The 21,256-nt window shown below is 65.6% G+C and carries 20 protein-coding genes and 1 pseudogene; 11 read left to right on the top strand and 10 right to left on the bottom strand.

Translation table 11 applies throughout. The annotated features are described in order from the left end of the window. Positions 1 to 79: 79 nt before the first annotated feature. Both C6571_RS05205 and merR read right to left on the bottom strand, forming a co-directional pair. On the bottom strand, positions 80 to 1,033 hold the full coding sequence (locus tag C6571_RS05205) for an AEC family transporter (protein ID WP_106448057.1): 954 nt from the start codon (positions 1,031 to 1,033) through the stop codon (positions 80 to 82). 235 nt (positions 1,034 to 1,268) lie between these two features. Next, positions 1,269 to 1,694 carry an Hg(II)-responsive transcriptional regulator gene (merR, locus tag C6571_RS05210; protein WP_106445755.1) on the bottom strand — a complete coding sequence of 142 codons (426 nt, stop codon included), beginning with the start codon at positions 1,692 to 1,694 and terminating at the stop codon, positions 1,269 to 1,271. Between the two features lie 71 nt (positions 1,695 to 1,765). Here merR and merT point away from each other — a divergent pair, with 71 nt between their 5' ends. The 7 genes and pseudogenes from merT (at position 1,766) to C6571_RS05245 (ending at position 8,719) form a co-directional block, all read left to right on the top strand. Further along, positions 1,766 to 2,116 carry a mercuric ion transporter MerT gene (gene merT / locus C6571_RS05215; protein WP_106445756.1) on the top strand — a complete coding sequence of 117 codons (351 nt, stop codon included), beginning with the start codon at positions 1,766 to 1,768 and terminating at the stop codon, positions 2,114 to 2,116. Positions 2,117 to 2,293: 177 nt separating this feature from the next. Beyond that, positions 2,294 to 2,575 carry a mercury resistance system periplasmic binding protein MerP gene (gene merP, locus C6571_RS05220; RefSeq protein WP_106445757.1) on the top strand — a complete coding sequence of 94 codons (282 nt, stop codon included), beginning with the start codon at positions 2,294 to 2,296 and terminating at the stop codon, positions 2,573 to 2,575. Positions 2,576 to 2,678: 103 nt separating this feature from the next. Next, positions 2,679 to 4,070, top strand: a pseudogene (gene merA / locus C6571_RS05225) (mercury(II) reductase); the annotation flags it as partial. Positions 4,071 to 4,124: 54 nt separating this feature from the next. Next, entirely contained in the window at positions 4,125 to 4,370 is a 246-nt protein-coding gene (locus tag C6571_RS05230; protein WP_211300695.1) for an SHOCT domain-containing protein, read from the top strand. Between the two features lie 144 nt (positions 4,371 to 4,514). Next, positions 4,515 to 6,584: an ATP-dependent helicase gene (locus C6571_RS05235; protein ID WP_106445759.1), complete on the top strand. Its 2,070-nt coding sequence runs from the start codon at positions 4,515 to 4,517 to the stop codon at positions 6,582 to 6,584. Between the two features lie 231 nt (positions 6,585 to 6,815). Then, positions 6,816 to 8,009: a phospholipase A gene (locus tag C6571_RS05240; RefSeq protein ID WP_106448059.1), complete on the top strand. Its 1,194-nt coding sequence runs from the start codon at positions 6,816 to 6,818 to the stop codon at positions 8,007 to 8,009. Positions 8,010 to 8,332: 323 nt separating this feature from the next. Continuing rightward, the gene (locus C6571_RS05245; protein WP_106445760.1) at positions 8,333 to 8,719 is read left to right on the top strand and encodes a hypothetical protein; all 387 of its coding nucleotides are present in this window, start codon (positions 8,333 to 8,335) and stop codon (positions 8,717 to 8,719) included. Positions 8,720 to 8,758: 39 nt separating this feature from the next. Here C6571_RS05245 and C6571_RS05250 read toward each other — a convergent pair whose 3' ends face one another. Continuing rightward, positions 8,759 to 9,265 carry a universal stress protein gene (locus C6571_RS05250; RefSeq protein ID WP_106445761.1) on the bottom strand — a complete coding sequence of 169 codons (507 nt, stop codon included), beginning with the start codon at positions 9,263 to 9,265 and terminating at the stop codon, positions 8,759 to 8,761. 305 nt (positions 9,266 to 9,570) lie between these two features. On the opposite strand from C6571_RS05250, the gene tgt reads away from it, so the two are divergent. Next, positions 9,571 to 10,743, top strand: coding sequence for a tRNA guanosine(34) transglycosylase Tgt (tgt, locus tag C6571_RS05255; protein WP_106445762.1), 1,173 nt, complete (start codon positions 9,571 to 9,573; stop codon positions 10,741 to 10,743). Between the two features lie 31 nt (positions 10,744 to 10,774). Next, on the top strand, positions 10,775 to 11,290 hold the full coding sequence (locus C6571_RS05260; RefSeq protein WP_170094684.1) for a hypothetical protein: 516 nt from the start codon (positions 10,775 to 10,777) through the stop codon (positions 11,288 to 11,290). A gap of 13 nt (positions 11,291 to 11,303) precedes the next feature. On the opposite strand, the gene C6571_RS05265 is transcribed toward C6571_RS05260, so the two are convergent. Next, the gene (locus tag C6571_RS05265; protein ID WP_106445763.1) at positions 11,304 to 12,419 is read right to left on the bottom strand and encodes a zinc ribbon domain-containing protein; all 1,116 of its coding nucleotides are present in this window, start codon (positions 12,417 to 12,419) and stop codon (positions 11,304 to 11,306) included. 196 nt (positions 12,420 to 12,615) lie between these two features. On the opposite strand from C6571_RS05265, the gene C6571_RS05270 reads away from it, so the two are divergent. Continuing rightward, the gene (locus C6571_RS05270) at positions 12,616 to 13,797 is read left to right on the top strand and encodes a saccharopine dehydrogenase family protein (protein WP_106445764.1); all 1,182 of its coding nucleotides are present in this window, start codon (positions 12,616 to 12,618) and stop codon (positions 13,795 to 13,797) included. 47 nt (positions 13,798 to 13,844) lie between these two features. Here C6571_RS05270 and C6571_RS05275 read toward each other — a convergent pair whose 3' ends face one another. Beyond that, positions 13,845 to 14,756, bottom strand: coding sequence for a hypothetical protein (locus C6571_RS05275; protein ID WP_146139304.1), 912 nt, complete (start codon positions 14,754 to 14,756; stop codon positions 13,845 to 13,847). 233 nt (positions 14,757 to 14,989) lie between these two features. Here C6571_RS05275 and C6571_RS05280 point away from each other — a divergent pair, with 233 nt between their 5' ends. Then, the gene (locus tag C6571_RS05280; RefSeq protein WP_106445766.1) at positions 14,990 to 15,511 is read left to right on the top strand and encodes a YXWGXW repeat-containing protein; all 522 of its coding nucleotides are present in this window, start codon (positions 14,990 to 14,992) and stop codon (positions 15,509 to 15,511) included. Positions 15,512 to 15,571: 60 nt separating this feature from the next. Here C6571_RS05280 and C6571_RS05285 read toward each other — a convergent pair whose 3' ends face one another. The 5 genes from C6571_RS05285 to C6571_RS05305 form a co-directional block, all read right to left on the bottom strand. Beyond that, a complete protein-coding gene (locus C6571_RS05285) occupies positions 15,572 to 16,804 on the bottom strand; it encodes an FIST signal transduction protein (RefSeq protein ID WP_106445767.1) in 1,233 nt (410 codons plus the stop codon). 52 nt (positions 16,805 to 16,856) lie between these two features. Next, positions 16,857 to 17,678, bottom strand: coding sequence for a PhaM family polyhydroxyalkanoate granule multifunctional regulatory protein (locus tag C6571_RS05290; RefSeq protein WP_106445768.1), 822 nt, complete (start codon positions 17,676 to 17,678; stop codon positions 16,857 to 16,859). A 99-nt stretch (positions 17,679 to 17,777) separates the two neighbouring features. Continuing rightward, positions 17,778 to 18,272, bottom strand: a complete 495-nt coding sequence (locus tag C6571_RS05295; protein ID WP_106445769.1) for a copper chaperone PCu(A)C — start codon at positions 18,270 to 18,272, stop codon at positions 17,778 to 17,780. Positions 18,273 to 18,292: 20 nt separating this feature from the next. Next, positions 18,293 to 18,847 carry a YcnI family copper-binding membrane protein gene (locus C6571_RS05300; RefSeq protein WP_106445770.1) on the bottom strand — a complete coding sequence of 185 codons (555 nt, stop codon included), beginning with the start codon at positions 18,845 to 18,847 and terminating at the stop codon, positions 18,293 to 18,295. 10 nt (positions 18,848 to 18,857) lie between these two features. Continuing rightward, complete coding sequence (locus C6571_RS05305) at positions 18,858 to 21,191, bottom strand: TonB-dependent receptor (RefSeq protein ID WP_106445771.1); 2,334 nt, start codon at positions 21,189 to 21,191, stop codon at positions 18,858 to 18,860. Between the last annotated feature and the right edge of the window lie 65 nt (positions 21,192 to 21,256).

A 21,256-nucleotide genomic window follows, 5' to 3' on the forward strand; every position in this document is an offset into this window, starting at 1 on the left:
GCAGAACGTAAAAAATATCAGTAAAAGATGGCTCTATCGCTTATCTGGCGAGCAATTACAGCTATCAATAATATAGCATTCAAGTGAGCAACGCCACCGCCCCCGAAAAGCTCAGGAACGCCAGCGCCGTCGAAACCAGAATGATGCGGGCAATGCGCCCGTTGTGCGCGCCAAAGCGCTCGGCCAGCAGCGAGACATTGCTGGCGCTGGGCAACGCCGCCAGCAGCACCAGCACGGTGAAGGCAAAGGGGTCGAGCGGCACACCCACAGCGATGGCGCTGCGCCCCGCCAGCCATACCAGCAGCGGGTGCACGAACAGCTTGGCCAGAGCCACGGGCACGTAGTCGCGCGCCAGCACGCGCTCGTGCTGATTCATCTGCGAGCGCGCCAGCACGGCGCCAATCGTGAACAGCGCCACCGGCGAAGCGGCATCGGCCAGCATGGCGATGGTCTTGTCCACGGGGCCAGGCAGCTTCCACGCTGCGGCCGAAGCCACGGCGCCCAGCGCAATCGACCAGGGCATGGGGTTGGTCAACATGCCGCGCAAGGCCTTCTTCAGCGCCACCGCCATGCCGTGCGTGCCGGCGCCGTCGAGCTGCGAGAGCGCAATGCACAGCGAGGTGGTCAGCACCATGTCGATCATGATGGTGACGATGGCCGGCCCCGCCGCCGCCGCGCCCAGCAGGGCGACCAGCAGCGGTACGCCCATGAAGCCGGTGTTGGGAAACGCCGCCACCAGCGCGCCAAAGGCCGCGTCGTTCCAGTTGGTGCGCGGGCCGCGCGTGGCCAGCACGGTGCCGCCCACCATCAGCACCGCGCAAAGGGTGTACACGCCGGCCACGGCCGGGTCGAGGAGCTGGGCAATCGGCGTCTGGGCGCCAAAACGGTACAGCAGGCAAGGCAGCGCAAAGAACAGCACAAAGGCGTTGAGCCCCGGAATGGCCGGCAGCGGAAGCAGGCCGGCGCGCACCGCCAGGTAGCCGGCGAGCACCAGGGCGAAAAAGGGGAAGGTGATGAGCAGGACGTCGAGCACGGGCGGTGTTGGCAGTGACCTGCGTTGGAAACGGCCCCAACCTGCATTGGAAGGGAATTTCAGCCAGAAAAACTGCAGCGGCGTGCTGCATCCAAGCAGCATTATCTGCAACGGACGAGCGGCGCTACGGCCGCATCGGCGCCGGGCGGCCACAGACGCTCAAAGGAACGCAGCACGGGATGCGCAAAGCGCACGAAACAGAAGACATCGGTCAGCTAGGGCCTGTTCACAGGTGCTAAGGCATTGCCGGGCTTGCACTGCTCTGCAGCGACGCGATCAGCGGACAGGACACATTGCCCTTCCGCAGATGGCAGGCGGACACAAGCTCGGACAGCACCGCCTCAATGCGTGCCAGGTCGGCCATCTTCTCGCGCACGTCCTTGAGCTTGTGTTCCGCCAGGCTACTGGCTTCTTCGCAGTGGGTGCCATCGTCCAGCCGCAGCAGTTCTGCGATCTCGTCCAAACCAAATCCCAGTCGCTGGGCCGATTTCACAAAGCGCACCCGCGTGACATCCGCCTGACCATACCGGCGAATGCTGCCAAGGGGCTTTTCTGGCTCGGGTAACAGTCCCTTGCGCTGATAGAACCGGATGGTCTCCACATGGACCCCGGAAGCCTTGGCAAAAACGCCAATGGTCAGATTCTCGGAAATGCTTGGCATAGCGCTTGACTCCGTACATAACTACGGAAGTAAGCTTGCGCTATCCCCTCCAAATACACAAGGACAAGCACATGTCTGAACCGCAAAACGGGCGCGGCGCGCTCTTTGCCGGCGGGCTGGCCGCCATTCTGGCCTCGACCTGCTGCCTGGGGCCGCTGGTGCTGATCACCCTGGGCTTCAGTGGCGCGTGGATCGGGAATCTAACCGTGCTGGAACCGTATCGGCCGCTCTTCATCGGTGCGGCGCTGGTGGCGCTGTTCTTCGCCTGGCGGCGGATCTACCACCCGCAGCAAGCCTGCCAACCGGGAGATGTTTGCGCGATTCCAAGGGTGCGCGGTGCCTACAAGCTCCTTTTCTGGATCGTGTCCCTGCTGGTCGTGGTCGCGTTCGGCTTTCCCTACGTGCTGCCTTTGTTTTACTAAGGCGATGTTGAACAAGTCGCAGCGATGGCGCGCGCCGTGCGTCGGGATGGGATGCAAGGCGAAAACCGCAGCCATAGCCGCAGCTATGGCGAGGATTTGCAACGCTGCAGACCACCCGAAGCACGGATGCGCGACGCGCGAGGGACTTGTTCAGCATTGCCCTAACCGGAGTTCGCCATGAAAAGACTGTTTGCACCCGTCGCGCTCGTCGCTGTCGTTGCCGCCGCCCCGGTGTGGGCTGCTGCCAATACCGTCACGTTGGCCGTGCCCGGCATGACCTGCGCCGCCTGCCCGATCACGGTCAAGAAGGCGCTTTCCAAGGTCGAGGGCGTAAGCCAGGTGGCCGTGGCCTTAGAAAAGCGTGAAGTTGTCGTGACCTTCGACGATGCCAAGACCGACATCCAGAAGTTGACCCAGGCAACGGAAAACGCGGGTTATCCATCTTCCGTGGCGAAATGACCTGCGCCATCCGGAGAAAACGCCAAGCCGAGTCCCGCAGTGCCCCGAAACTCAATGGGACGAAGCAATGACAAAAAATCCAGATCGGATTGAGGGCGGCGGTTTGCATATCGCCGTCATTGGGAGCGGCGGCGCCGCCATGGCGGCAGCGCTGAAGGCCGTCGAGCAAGGCGCGCGGGTGACGCTGATCGAGCGCGGCACCCTCGGCGGCACTTGCGTCAATACCGGCTGCGTACCCTCCAAGATCATGATCCGCGCCGCCCATGTTGCGCATCTGCGCCGCGCCAGCCCCTTCGACGGCGGTATCGCGGCAACGCTGCCTGCGATAGATCGCAGCAAGCTGCTGGCCCAGCAGCAGGCCCGCGTGGACGCGCTGCGCCACGCCAAGTACGAAGACATCCTGGCCCGCAACCCGGCCATCACGGTGCTGCATGGGGAAGCGCGCTTCCAGGACGCGCAAAGCCTGGTCGTCCGTTTGAACGCTGGCGGCGAGCGCGCCGTGGCCTTCGACCGCTGCCTGATCGCCACGGGTGCCCGCCCGGCCGTGCCACCGATTCCAGGCTTGAAAGAGTCCCCCTACTGGACTTCGACCGAGGCTCTCATCAGCGACACCATTCCCGAACGCCTGGCCGTGATCGGATCGTCGGTCGTGGCGCTGGAACTGGCGCAAGCCTTCGCCAGACTGGGTAGCCAGGTCACGATCCTGGCGCGCAACACCCTGTTCTTGCGCGAAGAGCCGGCCATTGGCGAGGCCATCACCGCCGCCTTGCGTGCCGAAGGCATTGAGGTGCTGGAACACACGCAGGCCAGTCAGGTGGGCCATGCGCGCGGTGCCTTCGTGCTGACCACGGGGCGCGGTGCAATCCACGCCGACAAGCTGCTGGTCGCTACCGGCCGGACACCAAACACGCGCCGCCTGGCCTTGGAAGCGGCCGGCGTGGCCATCGATGCGCAGGGCGCCATCGCCATCGACACAGGCATGCGCACCAGTGCGCCGCACATTTATGCCGCTGGCGACTGCACGGACTTGCCGCAATTCGTCTATGTGGCCGCCGCCGCTGGTACCCGCGCGGCCATCAATATGACAGGCGGGGACGCTGCCATCGATCTGGCCGCGATGCCGGCGGTCGTGTTCACCGATCCGCAGGTTGCCACCGTGGGGCGCAGCGAGGCGCAAGCGCATCGCGACGGCATCGCCACCGACAGCCGCCTGCTCACGCTGGACAACGTACCGCGTGCGCTTGCCAACTTTGACACCCGCGGCTTCATCAAGCTGGTGACTGAGGCCGGCAGCGGGCGGCTCATCGGTGTACAGGCGGTGGCCCCAGACGCGGGCGAGCTGATTCAGACTGCAGCGCTTGCCATCCACAACCGGATGACGGTGCAGCAGTTGGCCGATCAGTTGTTCCCCTACCTGACGATGGTCGAGGGGCTGAAACTCGCGGCGCAGACCTTCAGCAAGGACGTGAAAGAGCTCTCCTGCTGCGCTGGGTGAATCGGCAAGGCGCCACCAGAACAGATTTGCAAGGTCTTCACAAGGAGAACGGCAATGTGGACCAACATGATGAACGGGCAAGGCTGGGCCGGAATGGGATTCGGCATGATCGGGATGGCGCTCTTCTGGGTGCTGGTCCTCGTCGTGCTGATCGTGCTGGTTGGACGAATGCTCGGCTCCGGTGGAAGAGGCGACCGGCGGCAGCAGAAAACGGCGCTGGACATCTTGCAGGAACGCTACGCCGCTGGCGAAATTCAACGCGAGGAGTACGAGCAGAAGAAGCGCGACCTCGGCAGTTGAGGCCAACCGACTCGCGTGGCGCGGCCCGCCGGTCACCACGCTGGGGGCGCGCTTGGTCGTGCTCGTTATCATCCACCGCTCCCACACGGCTTCCATTGCCCCTGCGCGCCTGTCCTGGTGCCGCAGCGCAGTCCCACATTCCCCATGTCCTCCGGCCTCAACCTCGCCCAACTGCGTGCAGTCCACTACACCGACGGCCCCTGCCTGGTGCTGGCCGGCGCGGGCTCGGGCAAGACGCGGGTCATCACGCACAAGATTGCGCACCTGATCGAGGGCGGCATGGCTCCCAAGGCGATTGCCGCCATCACCTTCACCAACAAGGCCGCCGCCGAAATGCGCGAGCGCGCCAGGGGCCTCATCGGGCGGCCGGCGAAAGACGTGCTGATCTGCACCTTCCACTCGCTCGGCGTGCGCCTGGTGCGCGAGGACGGGAAGTTGCTCGGCCTGAAACCGCAATTCAGCATCCTGGACAGCGACGACGTCACCAGCATCCTGAAGGACGCGGCCGGCGGCAGCACCGACGCCGCCACCGCGCGCCAGTGGCAATGGACCATCAGCCTGTGGAAGAACATGGGCCTCACGGGCGAGCAGGCGCTGGCGCAGGCCAAGGACGACCACGAGCGCAGCATGGCCCTGCTGATGCTGCGCTACGAAGAGCGGTTGACGGCGTACCAGAGCGTGGACTTCGACGATTTGATCGGCCTGCCGCTGAAACTCCTGCGCGACTTCCCCGAGGTGCGCGAGAAGTGGCAGCGCCAGCTCGGCCATGTGCTGGTGGACGAGTACCAGGACACCAACGCCACGCAGTACGAACTGCTCAAACTGCTGATCGGCGAGCGTGGCCACATGACCGCCGTAGGCGACGACGACCAAAGCATTTACGGCTGGCGCGGCGCGACGCTGGACAACCTCAAACGCCTGCCGCTCGACTACCCCGCGCTGCAGGTGGTGAAGCTGGAGCAAAACTACCGCTCTACCAGCGCCATACTGCGTGCCGCCAACAACGTGATTGGCCCGAACCCCAAGCTGTATCCCAAGACCTTGTTCAGCGAACTGGGCGAGGGCGAGCCGGTGCGCGTGGTCGATGCCGACAGCGAGGAACACGAGGCCGAGCGTGCCGTGGCGCGCATCCAGAGCCTGCGCGCCGCCGCCAACCCGCCGCCAGAATGGAAGAGCTTTGCCATCCTGTACCGCGCGAACCACCAGGCCAAGCCGTTCGAGAAGGCACTGCGGCGCGCGAGCATTCCCTACAAAGTCTCGGGCGGCACCAGCTTTTTTGACCGGGCGGAAATCCGCGACCTGTGCGCCTGGTTCCGGCTGTGGATCAACCAGGACGACGACCCGGCCTTTGTGCGGGCGATTACCAGCCCGAAACGCGGCATTGGCCACACCACGCTGGGAGCTTTGGGCACTTTCGCCACGCAGCACAAGCTCAGCCTGTTTGCCGCCCTGTTCTCGCCCATGCTGCCCGCCGCCCTTCCGCGGCGCGCGCAAGACGGGCTGAACGAGTTTGGCCGCTATGTGAACGACCTGGAATACCGCGCCCGCCAGACGCTGGGAGCGGAAAATGCTCGCGCATTTCTGGCCGACTGGCTGAAAGAAATCGACTACGAAAAGCACCTCTACGACGGCGAAGACAGCGAGAAGGTGGCTGCCGCCCGCTGGACCAACGTGCTCGAGTTCTGCGACTGGATGGCCCAGCGCGCGGGCGGTCAGGCAGACGATACGGCGGGCAGCGTGGTCACACAGGAGGCCAAAAGCCTGCTGGAAGTGGCGCAAACCATCGCCCTGCTCTCGACCCTGTCGGACCGAGAAAAAGACCAGGACGTGGTCACGCTCTCGACCTTGCACGCCTCCAAGGGCCTGGAGTGGCCACACGTACTCCTGGCGGGCGTCACCGAGGGCATGTTGCCTTTCAAGCTGGACGACGACGGCGGGCGGCAACTCAAGGTCAGCGACGAGACCACCGCCCGCCTGCAGGAAGAGCGCCGCCTGATGTACGTGGGCATCACCCGCGCCCAGCGCACGCTGGCCGTGAGCTGGACCAAGAAGCGCAAAAAGGGCCGCGAAATGGTGGCCGCGCAGCCCAGCCGCTTTATTGCCGAAATGGCGCTCTCCGCCACTACGGCACGCGAAGACCCGCGCGAGAAGCTCAAGGCGCTGCGGGCCGAATTTGCGCGCAAGGTGGCGGCAGCGCCTGGAACGACTGCCTGAGAGCGTTGTACATATACAACAATCAAAGACTTCGAAAACAATAGCTGCTCGCGCTTTCTGAATAAGCGCTAGAGGCCAAAAACACTTGAAATTTTGATCTGGCTGGGCAGGCTCTGTGCCATGACAAACCGGCGCTCACGGCCCACTCCCACAGTCCCCACGCCGCGCGAAGCCAACAATTCGTGCATTCCCATTGCGGCCCGCACTCTCCTTACTTTCTCTGGCATGTCCATGACCCTCTCCGCCTTTGCCCCCCATCCCGCCGCCCGCGCCTGCGCCTGGCTGGTGCTCGCCCTGACGGCCAGTGCCCCCGCGCTGGCCCAGAATGGCTCGCCCACTGCACCCGGCGCCAGCGCCCCCGACGCGGCCTGGCGTGATTGCGCAGCCATGACGGCCGACTCCAACGCCCGCCTGGCCTGCTTTGACGGCTGGGCGCAGCAGCAGTCGCTGGGCACGCCGGTGGCGGCTGACGGCACTGCAACCCCCAGCCAGACGGCAGTCGCCCCGAAAGCCCAGGTGGACACCACCCTGCCCGCCACCCGCGTGATCGAAGTGGCCCGCACCGAAGGCTGCCGCGACCCGCAGTACAGCGAGACCTCACGCTTCTGGGAGCTTGAATCGGGCACCGATTGCGGCAGTTTCAGCTTTCGCGGCTACCGGCCGATCAACGCTTCGCTGGTAGCGGCCAGCAACGTCAACCGCTACCCCGGCGCGGCGGGCGTGCCTTCCACCGATCCCACGCCGTACCGCCGCACCGAAGCGCGCCTGCAGCTGTCGGTGCGCACCAAGGTCGCGCAGAACCTGCTGACCCAAGGCGACCCGACGCGGCGCGACTCGCTGTGGTTTGGCTACACCCAGCAGTCGTATTGGCAGGTGTTCACGGGCGACATTTCGCGCCCCTTCCGCGCCACCGACCACGAGCCCGAGGTGATGTATGTCTATCCAACGGACGCCAAACTACCCTTTGGCTGGCGCTGGCGCTACAGCGGCATTGGTCTCAACCACCAGTCCAACGGCCAGAGCGAACCGCTGTCGCGCAGCTGGAACCGCGCCTACCTGATGACCGGCATGGAATTGGACAACCGCTGGCGCGTTCAGGCCAAAATCTGGAAGCGCATCTCCGAAGACGCCAGCAGCGACGACAACCCCGGCATCAGCGACTACATCGGCCGCGGCGAAATTTCGGCTTTCTGGAACGTCAACCAGGACAACACCCTGGGCCTGACGCTGCGCAGTTCGCTGGCCCGCAATGCGCGCGGCTCGGCACGCCTGGAATGGCTGCAGGCGCTGGGTACGGGCCTGGGCGGCGGCAAGAGCAACCTGCGCCTGCACACGCAGCTGTTTTCGGGCTACGGCGACAGCCTGATTGACTACAACCGCAAGCGCACGGTGTTCACGGTGGGCTTGAGTCTGGTGGATTTCTAACAGGGGCACCCCCTGAGGCGCTGCGCGCCTTCCCCCCGCTCTCGCTGCGGGGCGGCCCTTGCTCGGCGTCCCACGCCTGGGGCCGCGCCAGTGTTGTGTGCTGTTGACGAACGCGCAAGGCGGTCAGCAGCGTCCGATCACAACTCGTTACGACATTGCCCTCAAGTTCTGCGCCATCGCGCCGAGACGCCGCCACAATGGCACGCGCACCGAAACCGGCATGGCCCCGTCCGGCGGGCGCCTGAACAAGGCAACTTTCGCAGCGTTTTTTGGCCATTGCCGGCTCCTTGCACCCTCGACAATGTCGATAAGAGGAGCCCCCGATGGACATGCAATACCAGCTCAAAGCCGGCAGTTACTACCTGTACGACATGCGCGATGCGCCCAGCGCCGTCACTGGCGAGCGCCGCTTCAAGCTCAAGACCGACACCGTGGCGATTGCCTTTGACGCCCACACCGGCGAAGTGCACCAGCACGGCAGTCCGGTGCGCATCCAGTCCTGGGCCAACCACACGCGCCGGCGCCTGCGCGCTGCCGGAGCGCAGGCTGTGGCCAATGATCTGGTGGTGGTGTCTGGCCCGCTGCCGGTGGACGAACTGAACAAGTGCTTGTGGATCACCGGCTACTGCCGCCGCATGTTCAAGCGCTTGGCCACCTTGCCCCACGGCAAGCTGCAGCGCACACCCGACGCTGCGCGCCGCGCCGCCTGAACTTCTGCGATCTAGGGCGCTCTGCGGCGCTGATCCCGATCAAGCGCCGCGAAAGTTTTCCAGTACATCCGCCCCGCTGTCGCTTTCCAGCACGTCCTGCGCCTGCGCAGCGTCTGGTGCATGGCGCACGATGGTCACCGGCACCGGGCTTGCGTGCACCAGCGCCTGCGAGACTGAGCCCAGCAGTGCACTGCGGATCGCTCCCTGCCCCCGGGCGCCAACGATGGCCATGTCGCTCCCCGTGCTCTCGATCAGGTCCACCAGCGTGTGCGCCGGGTCACCAATGCCAATTTCTGTCTCGTAGCTCAGACCCGCCGCATCCAGCAGCGCGCGCGCACTGGCCATCAGGTGGGCACCGGCCTCCAGGCTGGCGGCGGCGATGCGGTCCGGATCGCGCGAAACCACCAGCTCGTACAGCGAGGCCGGCTCCTGCACATTGGCCAGCACAAACTCGGCGCGCAGGCCCGAATCCACCAGTGCCAGCGCATGGTGCACCGCGTCGAGCGAGAGGGCTGAGCCATCCACAGCAATCAAAATCTTGGGCATATCGTGCTTCTTTCTTAGGGCGATTCAGCCAGTGTAGCGGCGAGCGCTCTGACCCTGGAAACGGCCGTTGACCGCTTGTTGTCGTCTGGGCAAGCGCATGGTGGCTGGCGTTGTTGGCTTCGTTGGCGCGCCCACCCAGGAGGTGAACAGCCCTACACACCCACCAGCACCGCGCTGGCCGCACCACACGGCGTTGCGCCTCCTTGCGCACAAGAGTGCGCGGCGTCCTCGCGCCTTGCCTGGCCCGCCCATCGCGGCACGGGCGGGTGCATCCAACTGCCGCTTCTAGGGTGACAATCCCCGCCATGCTGAAGTTTGAACTCCTCACCACCGACCCCACCAGCCACGCGCGCCGCGCGGCGATGACCCTCAACCACGGCGTAGTGCAAACACCCGTGTTCATGCCTGTTGGAACCTACGGCACCGTCAAGGGCGTGATGCCGCAAAGCCTGCACGACATGGGCGCGCAAATCATCCTCGGCAACACCTTTCACCTGTGGATGCGTCCGGGCCAGGACGTGATGCAAAGCTTTGGTGGCTTGCACGCGTTCGAGCAGTGGCACAAGCCCATCCTGACCGACTCGGGCGGCTTTCAGGTCTGGAGCCTGGGCGCCATGCGCAAGATCACCGAAGAAGGCGTGCACTTTGCGTCTCCCGTCAACGGCGACAAGCTCTTCATGTCGCCCGAGGTGAGCATGCAGATCCAGACCACGCTCAACAGCGACATCGCCATGCAGCTCGATGAGTGCACGCCGTACGAGACCAAGGGACACATCACCACCGAAAGCGAAGCGCGGCAGTCCATGGAAATGAGCCTGCGCTGGGCACGCCGCAGCCAGGACGCGTTTGCCCGGCTGCAAAACCCCAATGCGCTCTTTGGCATCGTGCAGGGCGGCATGTTTGAAAACCTGCGCCAGGAGTCGCTCGACGCACTGGTGGCCATGGATTTCCCCGGCTACGCGATTGGCGGCGTCAGCGTGGGCGAGCCCAAGGAGCAGATGCTGCAGATCATGGCGCACACGCCGCACCGCCTGCCCGCGCACAAGCCGCGCTACCTGATGGGCGTGGGCACGCCCGAAGACCTGGTGCAGGGCGTGGCCGACGGCGTCGACATGTTCGACTGCGTCATGCCAACCCGCAACGCACGCAACGGCACGCTGTTCACGCGCTTTGGCGATCTGAAGATCCGCAACGCCCGGCACAAAACCGACCACCAGCCGCTCGACACCACTTGCACCTGCCACGCGTGCGCGGGCAGCTCCGGCGTCGCCTGGGACGCGGGCGGTCGCGGCGGTTTCAGTCGCGCCTACCTGCACCACCTGGACCGCTGCGGCGAAATGCTCGGCCCCATGCTGACCACCATTCACAACCTGCACTACTACCTGAACCTGATGCGCGAAGTGCGGAGCGCACTGGATGCGGGGCAGTTCGCCCAGTTTCGGGCGCAGTTCAAAGCCGATCGGGCGCGCGGGGTCTGAAAAACGCGGCCATGCCGACGCACTGGCCTGCATGACACGCGCACCCCCTCCGTTGCGATGGCTGCTTGCCGGCCTGCGCACCCTGGCCGTCTGGCTGCTGGCCCTGCTGGTGCTGTTCGAGGAATGGGGCTGGGAGCCGCTGCAACGCCTGCTGGCGCGCCTGGGCCGCTGGCCGGGCCTGCGCTGGGTGGAAGGCCGGGTGCGCGCGCTGCCGCCCTGGGCGGCGCTGGCGGCGTTTGGCGTGCCCACGCTCTTGCTGCTGCCGATCAAGCTGCTGGCGCTGTGGGCGATCGGGAACGGTCAGGTGCTGCTGGGTGCAGCGGTGGTGATAGCGGCAAAAATCGTCGGCACGGCCGTGGTGGCGCGCCTCTTCACCTTGACGCAACCGGCGCTGATGCGCCTGGCGTGGTTTGCCATCTTTTACGTTCGCTGGATTGCGTTGAAGACGGCGCTGCTGGCCCGCGCCCGCGCATCCTGGCCCTGGCGAGCGGCACGGGTGCTGCGGCGCCGCGCGCGGCGCTGGTGGCGGCGCACCGGTCTGCGTTGAGCAGCCGAACGCTTCAGTCAGGAGTCAGCGACGCTGGTTGTGCCGGGGACACGGGGGCCGCTACCCCCGGCGCAGGAGCAATGGCCGCAGCACGGCCAGCAACGGCTCCGCAGGCATGGCAGAACTTCGCAAACGCACTCTTGCGCGTGCCGCAGGCGCCGCAGCGGTCAAACAGGCCGATGCCGCAGTGCGGACAGAAGTCGATCTGCTCGTTCTTGAGGTCGACCGGACGCTCGCAGCCGGGGCAGACGCTTTTGGCCAGGCGCGCCAGCGCAACGTCGTAGCTCAGCTCCTTGCGGCGCTCCTGGTCCGGCAAGGCTTCGGCCAGTTTTTGCCGTTCCAGGTAGCGATTGAGGGCCAGGATGGCGTAGCGTCCCACGATGGCGGTGACCGCAATGCCCACGATGTAGCGCACGTAGCCACCGTAGCTCGGCAGGTAGGGAACCAGTTCGACGAAGAAGGCGAACAGCGCAAAGAAGATAAAACCCCAGACGAAAGGCCAGTAGGTTCCCTTGCGCTTTTTGACGAATAGCCAGCCGGCGATGGCGAGCAGCGGCAGCGTCAGCGCCAGGCGGTAGAGGAAAACGCGCATTTCCACCTTGCGCATCTCCTCGCCCAGCCGGATGCGGGCGTCGGCTTCCATGCTGCTCAGCTGCTTTTGTTTTTCCGCAGCAGATTGCCGAGCGTCCAGCGCGGCCTGCTGCTGCGCTTGCACCGCGCGCTGTTGTGCCTGTTCGGCGCGCTGCTGGGCGTCGAGCGCGCGGGTGCGGGCAATCACTTCGGGGTCTTGCTCGGAGCGCTCGGTCACGCTGCGGGTGGCCAGCCAGTTGCTAAAGCCCTCGCGCTGGGTACGTGTCTCGCTGCGCGCCTTGCTCAGCTGCAGGCGCGCTTGGGCCAGTGCGGTGTTGGCGGCCTCGGCTGCGGCTTCTTCGCTGCGCAACTCGGCACGCAGCCTTTCGGCGGCAGCGCGGTTGGCCAGAAAGTCGTCGAGCTCCAGCGGCTGTTCGACCTTGGGCAAGTCGCCCACCAGGGTTCCGCCTAGACCAATCAGAAAGCTGGCAAACACCAGCGCCACCAGCCAGAGGCCGCGACGAAACCATTTTTCGGACAGGCGCAAGGATTTGCTCATTTCGTTCTCCTCGATTCAAATACTATGTTTTTTATAGCTGCTTGCGCAACGTGTGCAAGCGCTAGTGGCTATTTTCATTCCTTTTTTCGGCTTTGGTGTACATCCCGCTCAGCCGCAGAAGGTCCTTCGCATGCGCGACAGGAAGGCTCGGGTCGCGCTTTCACAATGCTGCGATTGCACTCCAAGGACCTCTTCCATGCCCAAAGCTTTTGATCTTGTCGTTCACGGCGCCACCGGCTTCACTGGCCGGCTGGTGGTGGAGTATCTGCTGCAGCGCTACCCGGCGGGCAGCGGTCTGCGCTGGGCCATGGGCGGGCGCAGCGCAGACAAGCTCGCGTCGGTGCGCGATGCCATCGGCGCGCCCGCCGATACGCCGTTGGTAGTCACCGACAGCCGGGACCCCGCCAGTCTGCAGGCGCTGATGGCACAAACCCGGCTGGTGCTGACCACCGTGGGGCCTTACCAGCTCTACGGCAGCGAACTGGTGGCCGCCTGCGCGGCGGCAGGCGTGGACTATGTCGATCTCTGCGGCGAGCCGGCCTGGATGCGCCAGATGATCGACGCGCACGAAGCTGCGGCCAAGGCCAGCGGCGCGCGCATCGTGTTCTCTTGCGGGTTCGACTCCATTCCGTTCGACATGGGCGTCTGGATGCTGCAAAACGAGATGCGCTCGCGCTTTGGCCACCCTGCCAGCCGCGTGCGCGGACGCGTGCGCAAGATGAAGGGCACCTTCTCGGGCGGCACTGCAGCCAGCCTGAAGGCCACCCTGGCAGCAGCCGCCGCCGACCCTGGCGTGCTGGATCTGCTGCGCAACCCCTTCTCGCTCACGCCGGGCTTCCAGGGGCCGCGCCAGCCAACGGGCAGCAAGCCCATGGTGGATGAGGCGCTGGGCCTGTGGGTGGCGCCGTTCGTGATGGCCGCCATCAACACGCGCAACGTGCACCGCTCCAACTTTTTGCTGGGGCACAGCTACGGCGCCGATTTCGTGTACGACGAGATGCTGGTGACCGGTGTCGGCGAGAAGGGCGAGGCAATTGCCAACGCGGTGGCCGCCGACAAATCGCTCGGCTCCGACGGCGGTCCCCAGCCGGGCGAAGGCCCGTCGCGCGAGGAGCGTGAAGCGGGTTCCTATGACGTGCTGTTCCTGGGCGAAGATGCCCAGGGCCAGCTCCTGCGCGTGGCGGTCCAGGGAGACCGCGATCCGGGCTACGGATCGACGTCGAAAATGATTGCCGAGGCCGCCGCGTGCCTGCTGCAGGACGCGACCCACACGCCGGGTGGCATCTGGACGCCTGCGCCGGCACTGGGCCAGCCGCTCATCGACCGGCTGCAGGCCCACGCCGGGCTGACGTTTTCAGTGGAGGAAGCGCCGCACTGAAGCACGGGCACACCCGCCCCCGTGGGTGGTGCTGCGGCTGCTGCGCCTCAGCGGCTGTCGCGCTTGCCTTGGACGCGGCGCACGTTGGAGCTGACGTGGCCCTGGATCGCAATGTTGCCGGGCATGGCACGTACCGGATTGCCCCGCTGGGCCGACGCCACCATGTCGAGCGGCGCATTGACGTCCGGCGCGCGGGCCTTGCCGCCGTAGGTGGGCGCACGCTTGGATGGCGCCTTGTTCGAGCGCGGCGTCGGGTCCGTTCCATTCAGGTGGTCGATGTGCGGAGCGTCGTCGCTGGCCTGCTGCAGGTTGGCGACGGCGCTGAGTGCCTGTTCCGGCGCTTTCGGCTTGCGCGCCTTGGGTGGGTTGGCGGATGTCGGGAACGGACTCTTTGCGCCTCCAGCTGCCGCGCCCTTCTTCGCTGGTGCGGCGCGGACTTTGCCTGTAGCAGGCGCCTTGCTTGCGCTTGGCTTGGCCGGCGTCGCCGCGGAGCTCCCACGGGCCGCACTTTTTCTGACTGGCTTGGCGGAGACCTTGGTCGCCTTGGCGGGCACTTTTGCTGCCGCCTTTGCGGCCGGCTTCACAAGGCGCTTGCCCGGCGCCGGCCTGGCGCGCACCGGAGCGGCTGCAGCCGGTTGTTCACGCGCCTCGCGCGCGATCAGCAGGCTGCTGCGTGCCTCAAAGCGCTCCAGCATCTCCTGCATGATTTCGGCCTTGCGCTGGGTGCGTGCATTGGCGTCTTGGGCCGATTGCGCGCCTCCTTTGGCCTTGCCGCGCAGGGCCACGGTCTGGCGGCGGTACAGATCGCGGTATTTGTCGCGCAGCGTGCGGCATCGCTTTTCCTTGCCTGCCAGTTGCTTGACCGAAAACTGCTTGATCGGGTCGGCACGGCTGTTGTCGAACAGTTCAAGCTCGGCGGCAGTCAACAGTGGCTTTGCCTGGGTGATGCTGGTGGCCATCTTGGTCTCCTCCTTGGACATTTGGGACGTGCAGGATGCGCGCCAAGCTCATGGTAGTGCCTATGGGCCGAAAACGCGTGTCGGACTGACGCGCGTTTGACTTGCACTGCCGCCCCCGCTTCATCCCGTCACCCGCCTACACACAACTTCACTCGTTGCCTACAGGCATTTGACAAACAGGCCACATCATGGCGATATTGGCTTCCAGTGAGCCGTACTTGAGGAGAACATCTATGCACCGTCCACTCGCCATCGTTGCCGCTGCGGCCGCCCTTGCCTTTACGAGTCTGGCACCCGCGCAGGCCGCGACCCAAGGCACCGTGATCATTCAATCCGGTCCCACGATCGAATACCGCAACCTGCCTCCTCCACCGCCGCCACGCGTGGTGACACGACCAGGAATGCGGCACGGCCACGTCTGGGTGGAGGGTCATTGGGAATGGCGCGGCACACGCTACCGCTGGATCGACGGCTATTGGACCAAGGCACGGGCCGGCTACATGTACCGCCAACCGCACTGGGTGCAGCGCGACGGCGACTGGCGCTTTGAACGCGGCGGTTGGGATCAAAGGCGTGGCAATTGGGATCATCGGCGCGGGCCAGGCATGCGAGACAGTGACCACGACGGCATTCGCAACCGATACGACCGCGACATGGATGGCGATGGTCTGCGCAACGACCGGGACCGCGATCGCGATGGCGACGGGGTGCGCAACCGCAAGGACAAGCATCCGAACAATCCACGTCGCAATTAAGTTTGACGCCATGCTGATTCGACAAGGGTTCCAACCGCATGGTTGGGGCCCTTTTTCGCGCTACAGCTCCGCGAGAAACACCGTCAGCACGCCGGTGTAGCCATAAATGTTGGCGTGCGCGATCTCACCCCCGGCAAAAAAGCCGACCAGTGGTACGTCGCCCAGGGCATGCTGCACGATGCGCAGCTCGGCGCTGTCCCCTCCAAAATGCCGACCGCCGCGGCCTGAGCAGCTCACGTAGAGCGCGCCTGCGATGGCGTGGGTGGGCGCCGCGCCTTCAGGCGCCAGCTCTTCACGAATTTCGGCGCAGATGCGCACCAGATCGGCGCGTGCCGCCTGCACGTTGCGCTGGCAGAACGCCAGGCGCATGCCACTCTCCACATGCTCTGCAAGCGCCACGCCGTGGCGTGTGCCATCGAGCCCGACAATGTGCCGCACGCGCGTTTCAGCGCCAAAATGGCCGGTGCTGCGCAAAGCAGTCGCAGGTCCTGGGCGCTCGTCGTCCATCAGACCGGCAAGCGTTACGCGCACGCGCTCGATGGCGTGCTGCGGGTCCGCAGTGAGCGATACCTCCAGTATGTTGAGCAAGCGCTCCAGAGCCGGCTCGTCGTCCAGCGCCAGCACCACATTGTCGGCAGCCTCCGTGATGCGGTGCACCGGTCCGACGGGCTGGCAGCCTTGCGTGACGCGCGAGATGAGTGCCACGCCAGCGCCAAACGCGACGCCCGAGAGGCCGCCCGCAAACACCCCGCTCGCAGCCCCCTGTCCAGCGAGATTGCCGTCCCCTCCCACGGCAAACTGCACGCTGGTGCTGCGGCTGGCGGCCAGGCCCCCAAAAAGATAGCCGCTGGCCGTGCGGTCGGCCAGCTCTGCCACCAGCGCGGCCACGTCGGGCGCAGTGCCATCGGCATGGACCAGAGCCGTCTTGGCCGAAAACCCGCCCGCCCCACTGCGCGGCAGCGGCGCCACGCCGGAGAACACGCGGTACTGGTCGGACGGCAACTCCAGCAGCATGAGTGCGAGCGCGGGCTGATCGAAGTACTCGGCACTGCCGCCGCACACACCGACACCCACAGTGCCGCTCCAATCGGTGATTTCGGGCAGTTCAGCGCCCAGCAGGTCGAGCACTTCCTGAGCGTCGTCAACGTAATGGTCGCTGATGTAGAGCAGGCCGAGCGTGGGCGCCGAGGCATAGCCCGGCGCGCTCATTTGCGCGCGCACCTGGGCCAGCGCCATCAAGGCCGCCATGCGTGCCTGCGGATGGGTGGCGTGGCCGGTTGGAAACAGTTTCATGACAGTGCCGCCCAGATTGCACGGCGCGTACGGACCGTTTGCGCCGGCAAACTCAGCGTTTTTTGGGGCTGGTTTTGCGCGGCGCCGCCTTCTTTGCGGCAGCCTTGCTCGTGTTCTTCGCGGCAGCGGTTTTCTTGGCCGCAGCGGTTTTCTTGGCCGCAGCGGTTTTCTTCGCTGCAGTCTTTGGACTGGCGGCGGCTTTGGCGCGGCCCGTGGCGGTCTTCAGAGCGTCCTTGGCCAGACCGGCGGCCAGGTTGCGGGTGGCGTCCATCGCCGTCTGGCGCGCAGCGTCTTTCATGGCAGAGCTGGCAATCTGCTGGAACTGCTGCGTCAGTGCGCCCCACCACTGCATCGGGTCAATGACGCTGGTAGGCGCCGCCTTGCCTTTGGCTTTGCCTTCGGGTGCCTTGCCTTGCGCCGATTTGCGTTCGGCAGGTGCCCCCTCTTCTGCCGCAGGCCGGGCCAAGTCCGCCGCGCGGGACGCCACACCGCCCACCAGGTGCGCGGCCTGGGCCATGCCCTCGCCCGCCTTGTGCACGCCGCCCATCACGGTATCGGCCGTCTTGAGTTTGAATGCATTGGCCACGTCGCCCATGCTGAAGTTCATGCCCTTGAGTGTGACCAGGGTCATTTTTTGCACCTCCAGCGCCTGGATGGTGGCAGCCAGGGCGCGCGAGTTCTGTTCCAACCAGAACTGCACGGCCTTGAGTTCTTCAACGCGCTTGTCCAGCTCTTCGACGCTGATGGTAGGCGCCACCCAGTTGGACAGTTGGGGCAGTTGCGGAATGCCTCCCGCAGCTCCCTTGGCCAGGCCTTGCAGAAAATCAAAGCCGGGGACGAATTTGCCTAAACCAAAGGGGGTTGAATCGCTCATGGTTGCTTCCGCTGTGGGTGGAGAAAAGGGGTGCGGACAGCTTACTCCAATGCGCCACCGCTGTGGGGCTTGCCTGCAGCGCACGGGTTTGCCGGACGCTCAGTGCTTGTGCATGGGCATCGCCATGGGGGCCGCTGGGCCACCAGGTGCCATCGTTGCCACCGGCAACTGCAGCTCCATGCGGCGCTCATCGCCCTTGGCGTCCTTGAATACCAGGGTCAGCGGCAACTGCGTGTCCTTGGCCAACGGGGCCTTCAAGTCCATCAGCATGATGTGGTAGCCGCCCGGTTTGAGCTCCACCGCCTTGCCGGCCGGCAGATCGAGTTCCGGCAGGGCGCGCATCTTCATGACGTTGCCGTCCATCTTCATCTCATGCACTTCGGCGTGGCCGGCTGCGGGCGTCTCGGCGCGCAGAAGTTGCAGCGGCTCGCTGGCGGTGATGCGCATGAAGGCACCCGAGCTTTTTTGGCCCTGGACGCTGGCGCGCACCCAGGCGCCATCGACGGCGGCCGGAGCGGCGCCCTGGGCATAGGCATTGCCGGCCAGCAAGGTCGCGGCGAGCAGCAGGGGGGTGGTGAAACGTTGCATAGTCATCGTGGGCTCCTGTGAAAAACTTAGTGGGAATGGCCGCCGGCTGCGGGCAGCAGATCCAGCGCGGCGGCGGGGGATTTGAGGTCGTGCGGCTTCTGGCCGGCAGCGGGCACCTCGGTCCAGTCCATGCGGCCCTGCTCGCAGAGCTGCTCCACCGGCCAGTAGATCGTTCCGGCCTGGCTGGGCAGGTGCGCCTGGAGCACGAACTCGTCGTAGAAATCGCCGGGCAGTGCATCCGCCGGCGTCTTGGCGCTCCAGCGGATGCGGCGCACTTCCTCGGTAACGGTCTTGCCGTGGTCGCTGCGCGGCTGGGCCAGCTTCTCGCGCTCGATGGCAACCGTCCAGCCCGGCTTGGGCATGGGCTTGGCGCCGTCCACACCGGCTGGCAAGGTCACGGCAATTTCACGCGTGGGCGACTCGCCACAGCCGTGGCCGACGCGGAACGTGGCCTTGTAGCTGCTGCCCGCATGGGCCACCTGGTATTCCAGCGTGATGTGTGCGTTTGCAGGGCTAAAAAGGCCGCTAGCGCTTACCAGTAAAGCGCTGATAGCTACAAATTTCAGAGTATTTGAAGGCATGGTGGTTCTTTCAGAGGTCGATCTTGAGTTCCGCGACGTAGCTGCGCTGCGGATAGGGGTGGAAATTCCAGAACGGGTAGTTGTTGGCGTTGTCGATGCCAAAGGACGCCGCCAAGTGCTTGTTGACCTGGTAGCGCGCACGCAGGTCCACGGTGAAAAATTGGCTCACGCCCATGTAGGTGAAGCCGTTCACGTCGCTGTTGTTGAGCGTGCGGAACTGCGGGCTGCTGTAGCGCGCGCCGATCGAGGTGCTCCAGCGCGCGTTCCAGCGGTAGCTCGCCAGCGCGCTGGCGCACCACTTGGCGACATTGGGCTGGCGCTTGCCCAGGGTGTCGCCCGGCACCGCGACGAAACCCGCGTTGTCCATGATGACCGAATCGGCGTAGGTGACGCTGGCGTTCAGGTCCAGGCCGCGGCGCAGCACGTCGCTGCCGCTCCAGGCCAGTTCCAGCCCCTTGGTGGCAATGCGGCCCACGTTCTGCACGCGGCTGACGTTGCGGTTGGCCACGGTATCGAGCGTAGTCTGGGTGTAGAGCGCGTCGTGCGTGTCCTCCGTGAAGAGCGTCAGGCGCAGCAGGCTATTGCCCAGGTCTTTTTCCGCGCTTAGCTCGGTGGTCCAGGATTTTTCCGGCCGCAGGTTCGGGTCGTTGAGGTACTGCGCGTTCGCGGTGGAAGTGGCGCCATACAGCTCACTCACCGTCGGAAAGCGCACCGCCCGGCCGGCCGAGGCCTTGAGCACCGTGTCCGCCAGCCACTGCCAGGAGAGCGCTGCCTTGGGCGAGAGGTGCGTTTCGCTGCGCCCGGCCCAGCGCGTGTCGATGGCGGGCGCGGCGCCCGGGATGGCGGTGCGGCCATCGTAAGCACTCCAGCGCTCGCCGCGCAGGCCCAGCACCGTCTTCCAGCGCGGGGCAAACGACCAGGCATCCTGCGCGTACAGGCTTTGCAAGCGGGTCTTTCCGCCCACCTCGCTCACCCGCGCGCCGGGGCCGTCCTGCAGCCAGTTGCCCGGGATGGCGGAGCTGAGGTAGTCCAGTTGGTAGTGGTCCTGCTGGAAGCCGAAGTCAACAATGTGCGCGCCCTGCATGCCCGCCGGGCGCCAGATGCCCTTGAGTGCCAGGTTGTTCCAGCCCGTGCCCTTGCCGTCTGCCAGCGTGCCGGGCCCGCCAGACGCGGCGCCGGGCAGGGTATTGGCGGCGCTGTTCTGGCGTTTTTGGTCTTTGCCGTAGTCGTAGAGGCTGGCGGCTACTTCCCAGTCAAACACGCCCTGTGTGTGGCGCTTGACCGACAGGCCGTGCATGGTGTGCAGCAGCGATTCGTTGGTCAAGGCGAAATCGCCGCCGCTCAAAGGCGCATAACTGCGGCCGCCGATGTTGATAGCGCCGCTCGTGACCGGCTGGCCGGCGGCATCGCGCAGGTACGACACCGGCCGCCCCTGCGACTGGTTTTGCCACACCCCCAGCGTGTAGGCGGCGCGCAAGCTGGGCGTGATGTCCCAGGCTACTTTTGCCTTGAAGTGGTCCTGCTGCGTGGTGTACGCCGTGCCGCTGCCCAGAATCCACCAGGGGGCATTGGCGCCGTTCAGGCCGGGCACCGCGCCAGTGACCGGCGTGCCGGCCGTGCCGGGCGTACCGCTGGCCAGCGTGCGCGTGGCAAAGGTCAGCGGCTGGCCCTGGCTGTCGGTGTGGCTGAAGTTGAGGAACCAGGCCCAGTCGCCCCTTTTGTTGCCCACCGAGGTGCTGGCCTGCCAACTGCGGGCCGTGGTGTCGGTGCCGTAGAGCTCAAAAGGCTGCGACACATAGCCCATCTTGGCGTGCGCCTCGAATTTCGTGGGCATGCGTGTGACGTAATCGACCACCGCGCCCACCGAGTTGCCGGGGTAGGCGGCGGAGAACGGCCCGTACATGACATCGACCCGCTCGATCTCCTCGGGCGTCACCAGGCCCCAGCGCGGCGGAAACGACAGGCCACCGATGCCGTTGCCCAGGTAGTTCGACAGCAGGATGCCGTCGGCGTACACCGCCGAACGCGCGCTGTTGCCCGTGCCCGAGGCGCGGCTGGAGAGGATGGCGTGGTTGTAGTCGCCGATGTAGCGCTTGCGCACCAGCAGGCTGGGGAAGTATTTGAGCGCGTCTTCGCTGTCGGTGGCGTTGATGCTCTGCTCGATCTGCGCGCCCGTGACGCCCTCCATGGTGGTGGGGATCTGCGTCGGCAGCGAGGTCGGCTGGCCGCCAGTGATGGTGACCATGCCCAGTTCTTTGACGGGGACATCGCTCGTCTGGGCATTCGCGGACAGACTGAACGGAAAGGCAATGGCGATGGCCAAGGCCATGCGGTTACAACGCATGGAAACTCCTGAAATCAAACAAAAAGGCCACTAGCGCTCACCCAGAAAGGGCTAGCAGCTATGGT

The organism is Simplicispira suum, from assembly GCF_003008595.1.
In the GTDB taxonomy this organism is placed as follows: domain Bacteria; phylum Pseudomonadota; class Gammaproteobacteria; order Burkholderiales; family Burkholderiaceae_C; genus Simplicispira; species Simplicispira suum.

Bases quoted from the DNA above. Each gene is read 5' to 3' on its own strand.
- C6571_RS05290 (WP_106445768.1), bottom strand. From the start codon at position 17,678: ATGAGCGATTCAACCCCCTTTGGTTTAGGCAAATTCGTCCCCGGCTTT.
- C6571_RS05280 (WP_106445766.1), top strand. From the start codon at position 14,990: ATGCACCGTCCACTCGCCATCGTTGCCGCTGCGGCCGCCCTTGCCTTT.
- merT (WP_106445756.1), top strand. From the start codon at position 1,766: ATGTCTGAACCGCAAAACGGGCGCGGCGCGCTCTTTGCCGGCGGGCTG.
- C6571_RS05305 (WP_106445771.1), bottom strand. From the start codon at position 21,191: ATGCGTTGTAACCGCATGGCCTTGGCCATCGCCATTGCCTTTCCGTTC.
- tgt (WP_106445762.1), top strand. From the start codon at position 9,571: ATGCTGAAGTTTGAACTCCTCACCACCGACCCCACCAGCCACGCGCGC.
- C6571_RS05240 (WP_106448059.1), top strand. From the start codon at position 6,816: ATGACCCTCTCCGCCTTTGCCCCCCATCCCGCCGCCCGCGCCTGCGCC.
- C6571_RS05260 (WP_170094684.1), top strand. From the start codon at position 10,775: ATGACACGCGCACCCCCTCCGTTGCGATGGCTGCTTGCCGGCCTGCGC.
- C6571_RS05245 (WP_106445760.1), top strand. From the start codon at position 8,333: ATGGACATGCAATACCAGCTCAAAGCCGGCAGTTACTACCTGTACGAC.
- C6571_RS05230 (WP_211300695.1), top strand. From the start codon at position 4,125: ATGTGGACCAACATGATGAACGGGCAAGGCTGGGCCGGAATGGGATTC.
- C6571_RS05300 (WP_106445770.1), bottom strand. From the start codon at position 18,847: ATGCCTTCAAATACTCTGAAATTTGTAGCTATCAGCGCTTTACTGGTA.
- C6571_RS05285 (WP_106445767.1), bottom strand. From the start codon at position 16,804: ATGAAACTGTTTCCAACCGGCCACGCCACCCATCCGCAGGCACGCATG.
- merR (WP_106445755.1), bottom strand. From the start codon at position 1,694: ATGCCAAGCATTTCCGAGAATCTGACCATTGGCGTTTTTGCCAAGGCT.
- C6571_RS05265 (WP_106445763.1), bottom strand. From the start codon at position 12,419: ATGAGCAAATCCTTGCGCCTGTCCGAAAAATGGTTTCGTCGCGGCCTC.
- C6571_RS05235 (WP_106445759.1), top strand. From the start codon at position 4,515: ATGTCCTCCGGCCTCAACCTCGCCCAACTGCGTGCAGTCCACTACACC.
- C6571_RS05295 (WP_106445769.1), bottom strand. From the start codon at position 18,272: ATGACTATGCAACGTTTCACCACCCCCCTGCTGCTCGCCGCGACCTTG.
- C6571_RS05275 (WP_146139304.1), bottom strand. From the start codon at position 14,756: ATGGCCACCAGCATCACCCAGGCAAAGCCACTGTTGACTGCCGCCGAG.
- C6571_RS05250 (WP_106445761.1), bottom strand. From the start codon at position 9,265: ATGCCCAAGATTTTGATTGCTGTGGATGGCTCAGCCCTCTCGCTCGAC.
- C6571_RS05270 (WP_106445764.1), top strand. From the start codon at position 12,616: ATGCCCAAAGCTTTTGATCTTGTCGTTCACGGCGCCACCGGCTTCACT.
- merP (WP_106445757.1), top strand. From the start codon at position 2,294: ATGAAAAGACTGTTTGCACCCGTCGCGCTCGTCGCTGTCGTTGCCGCC.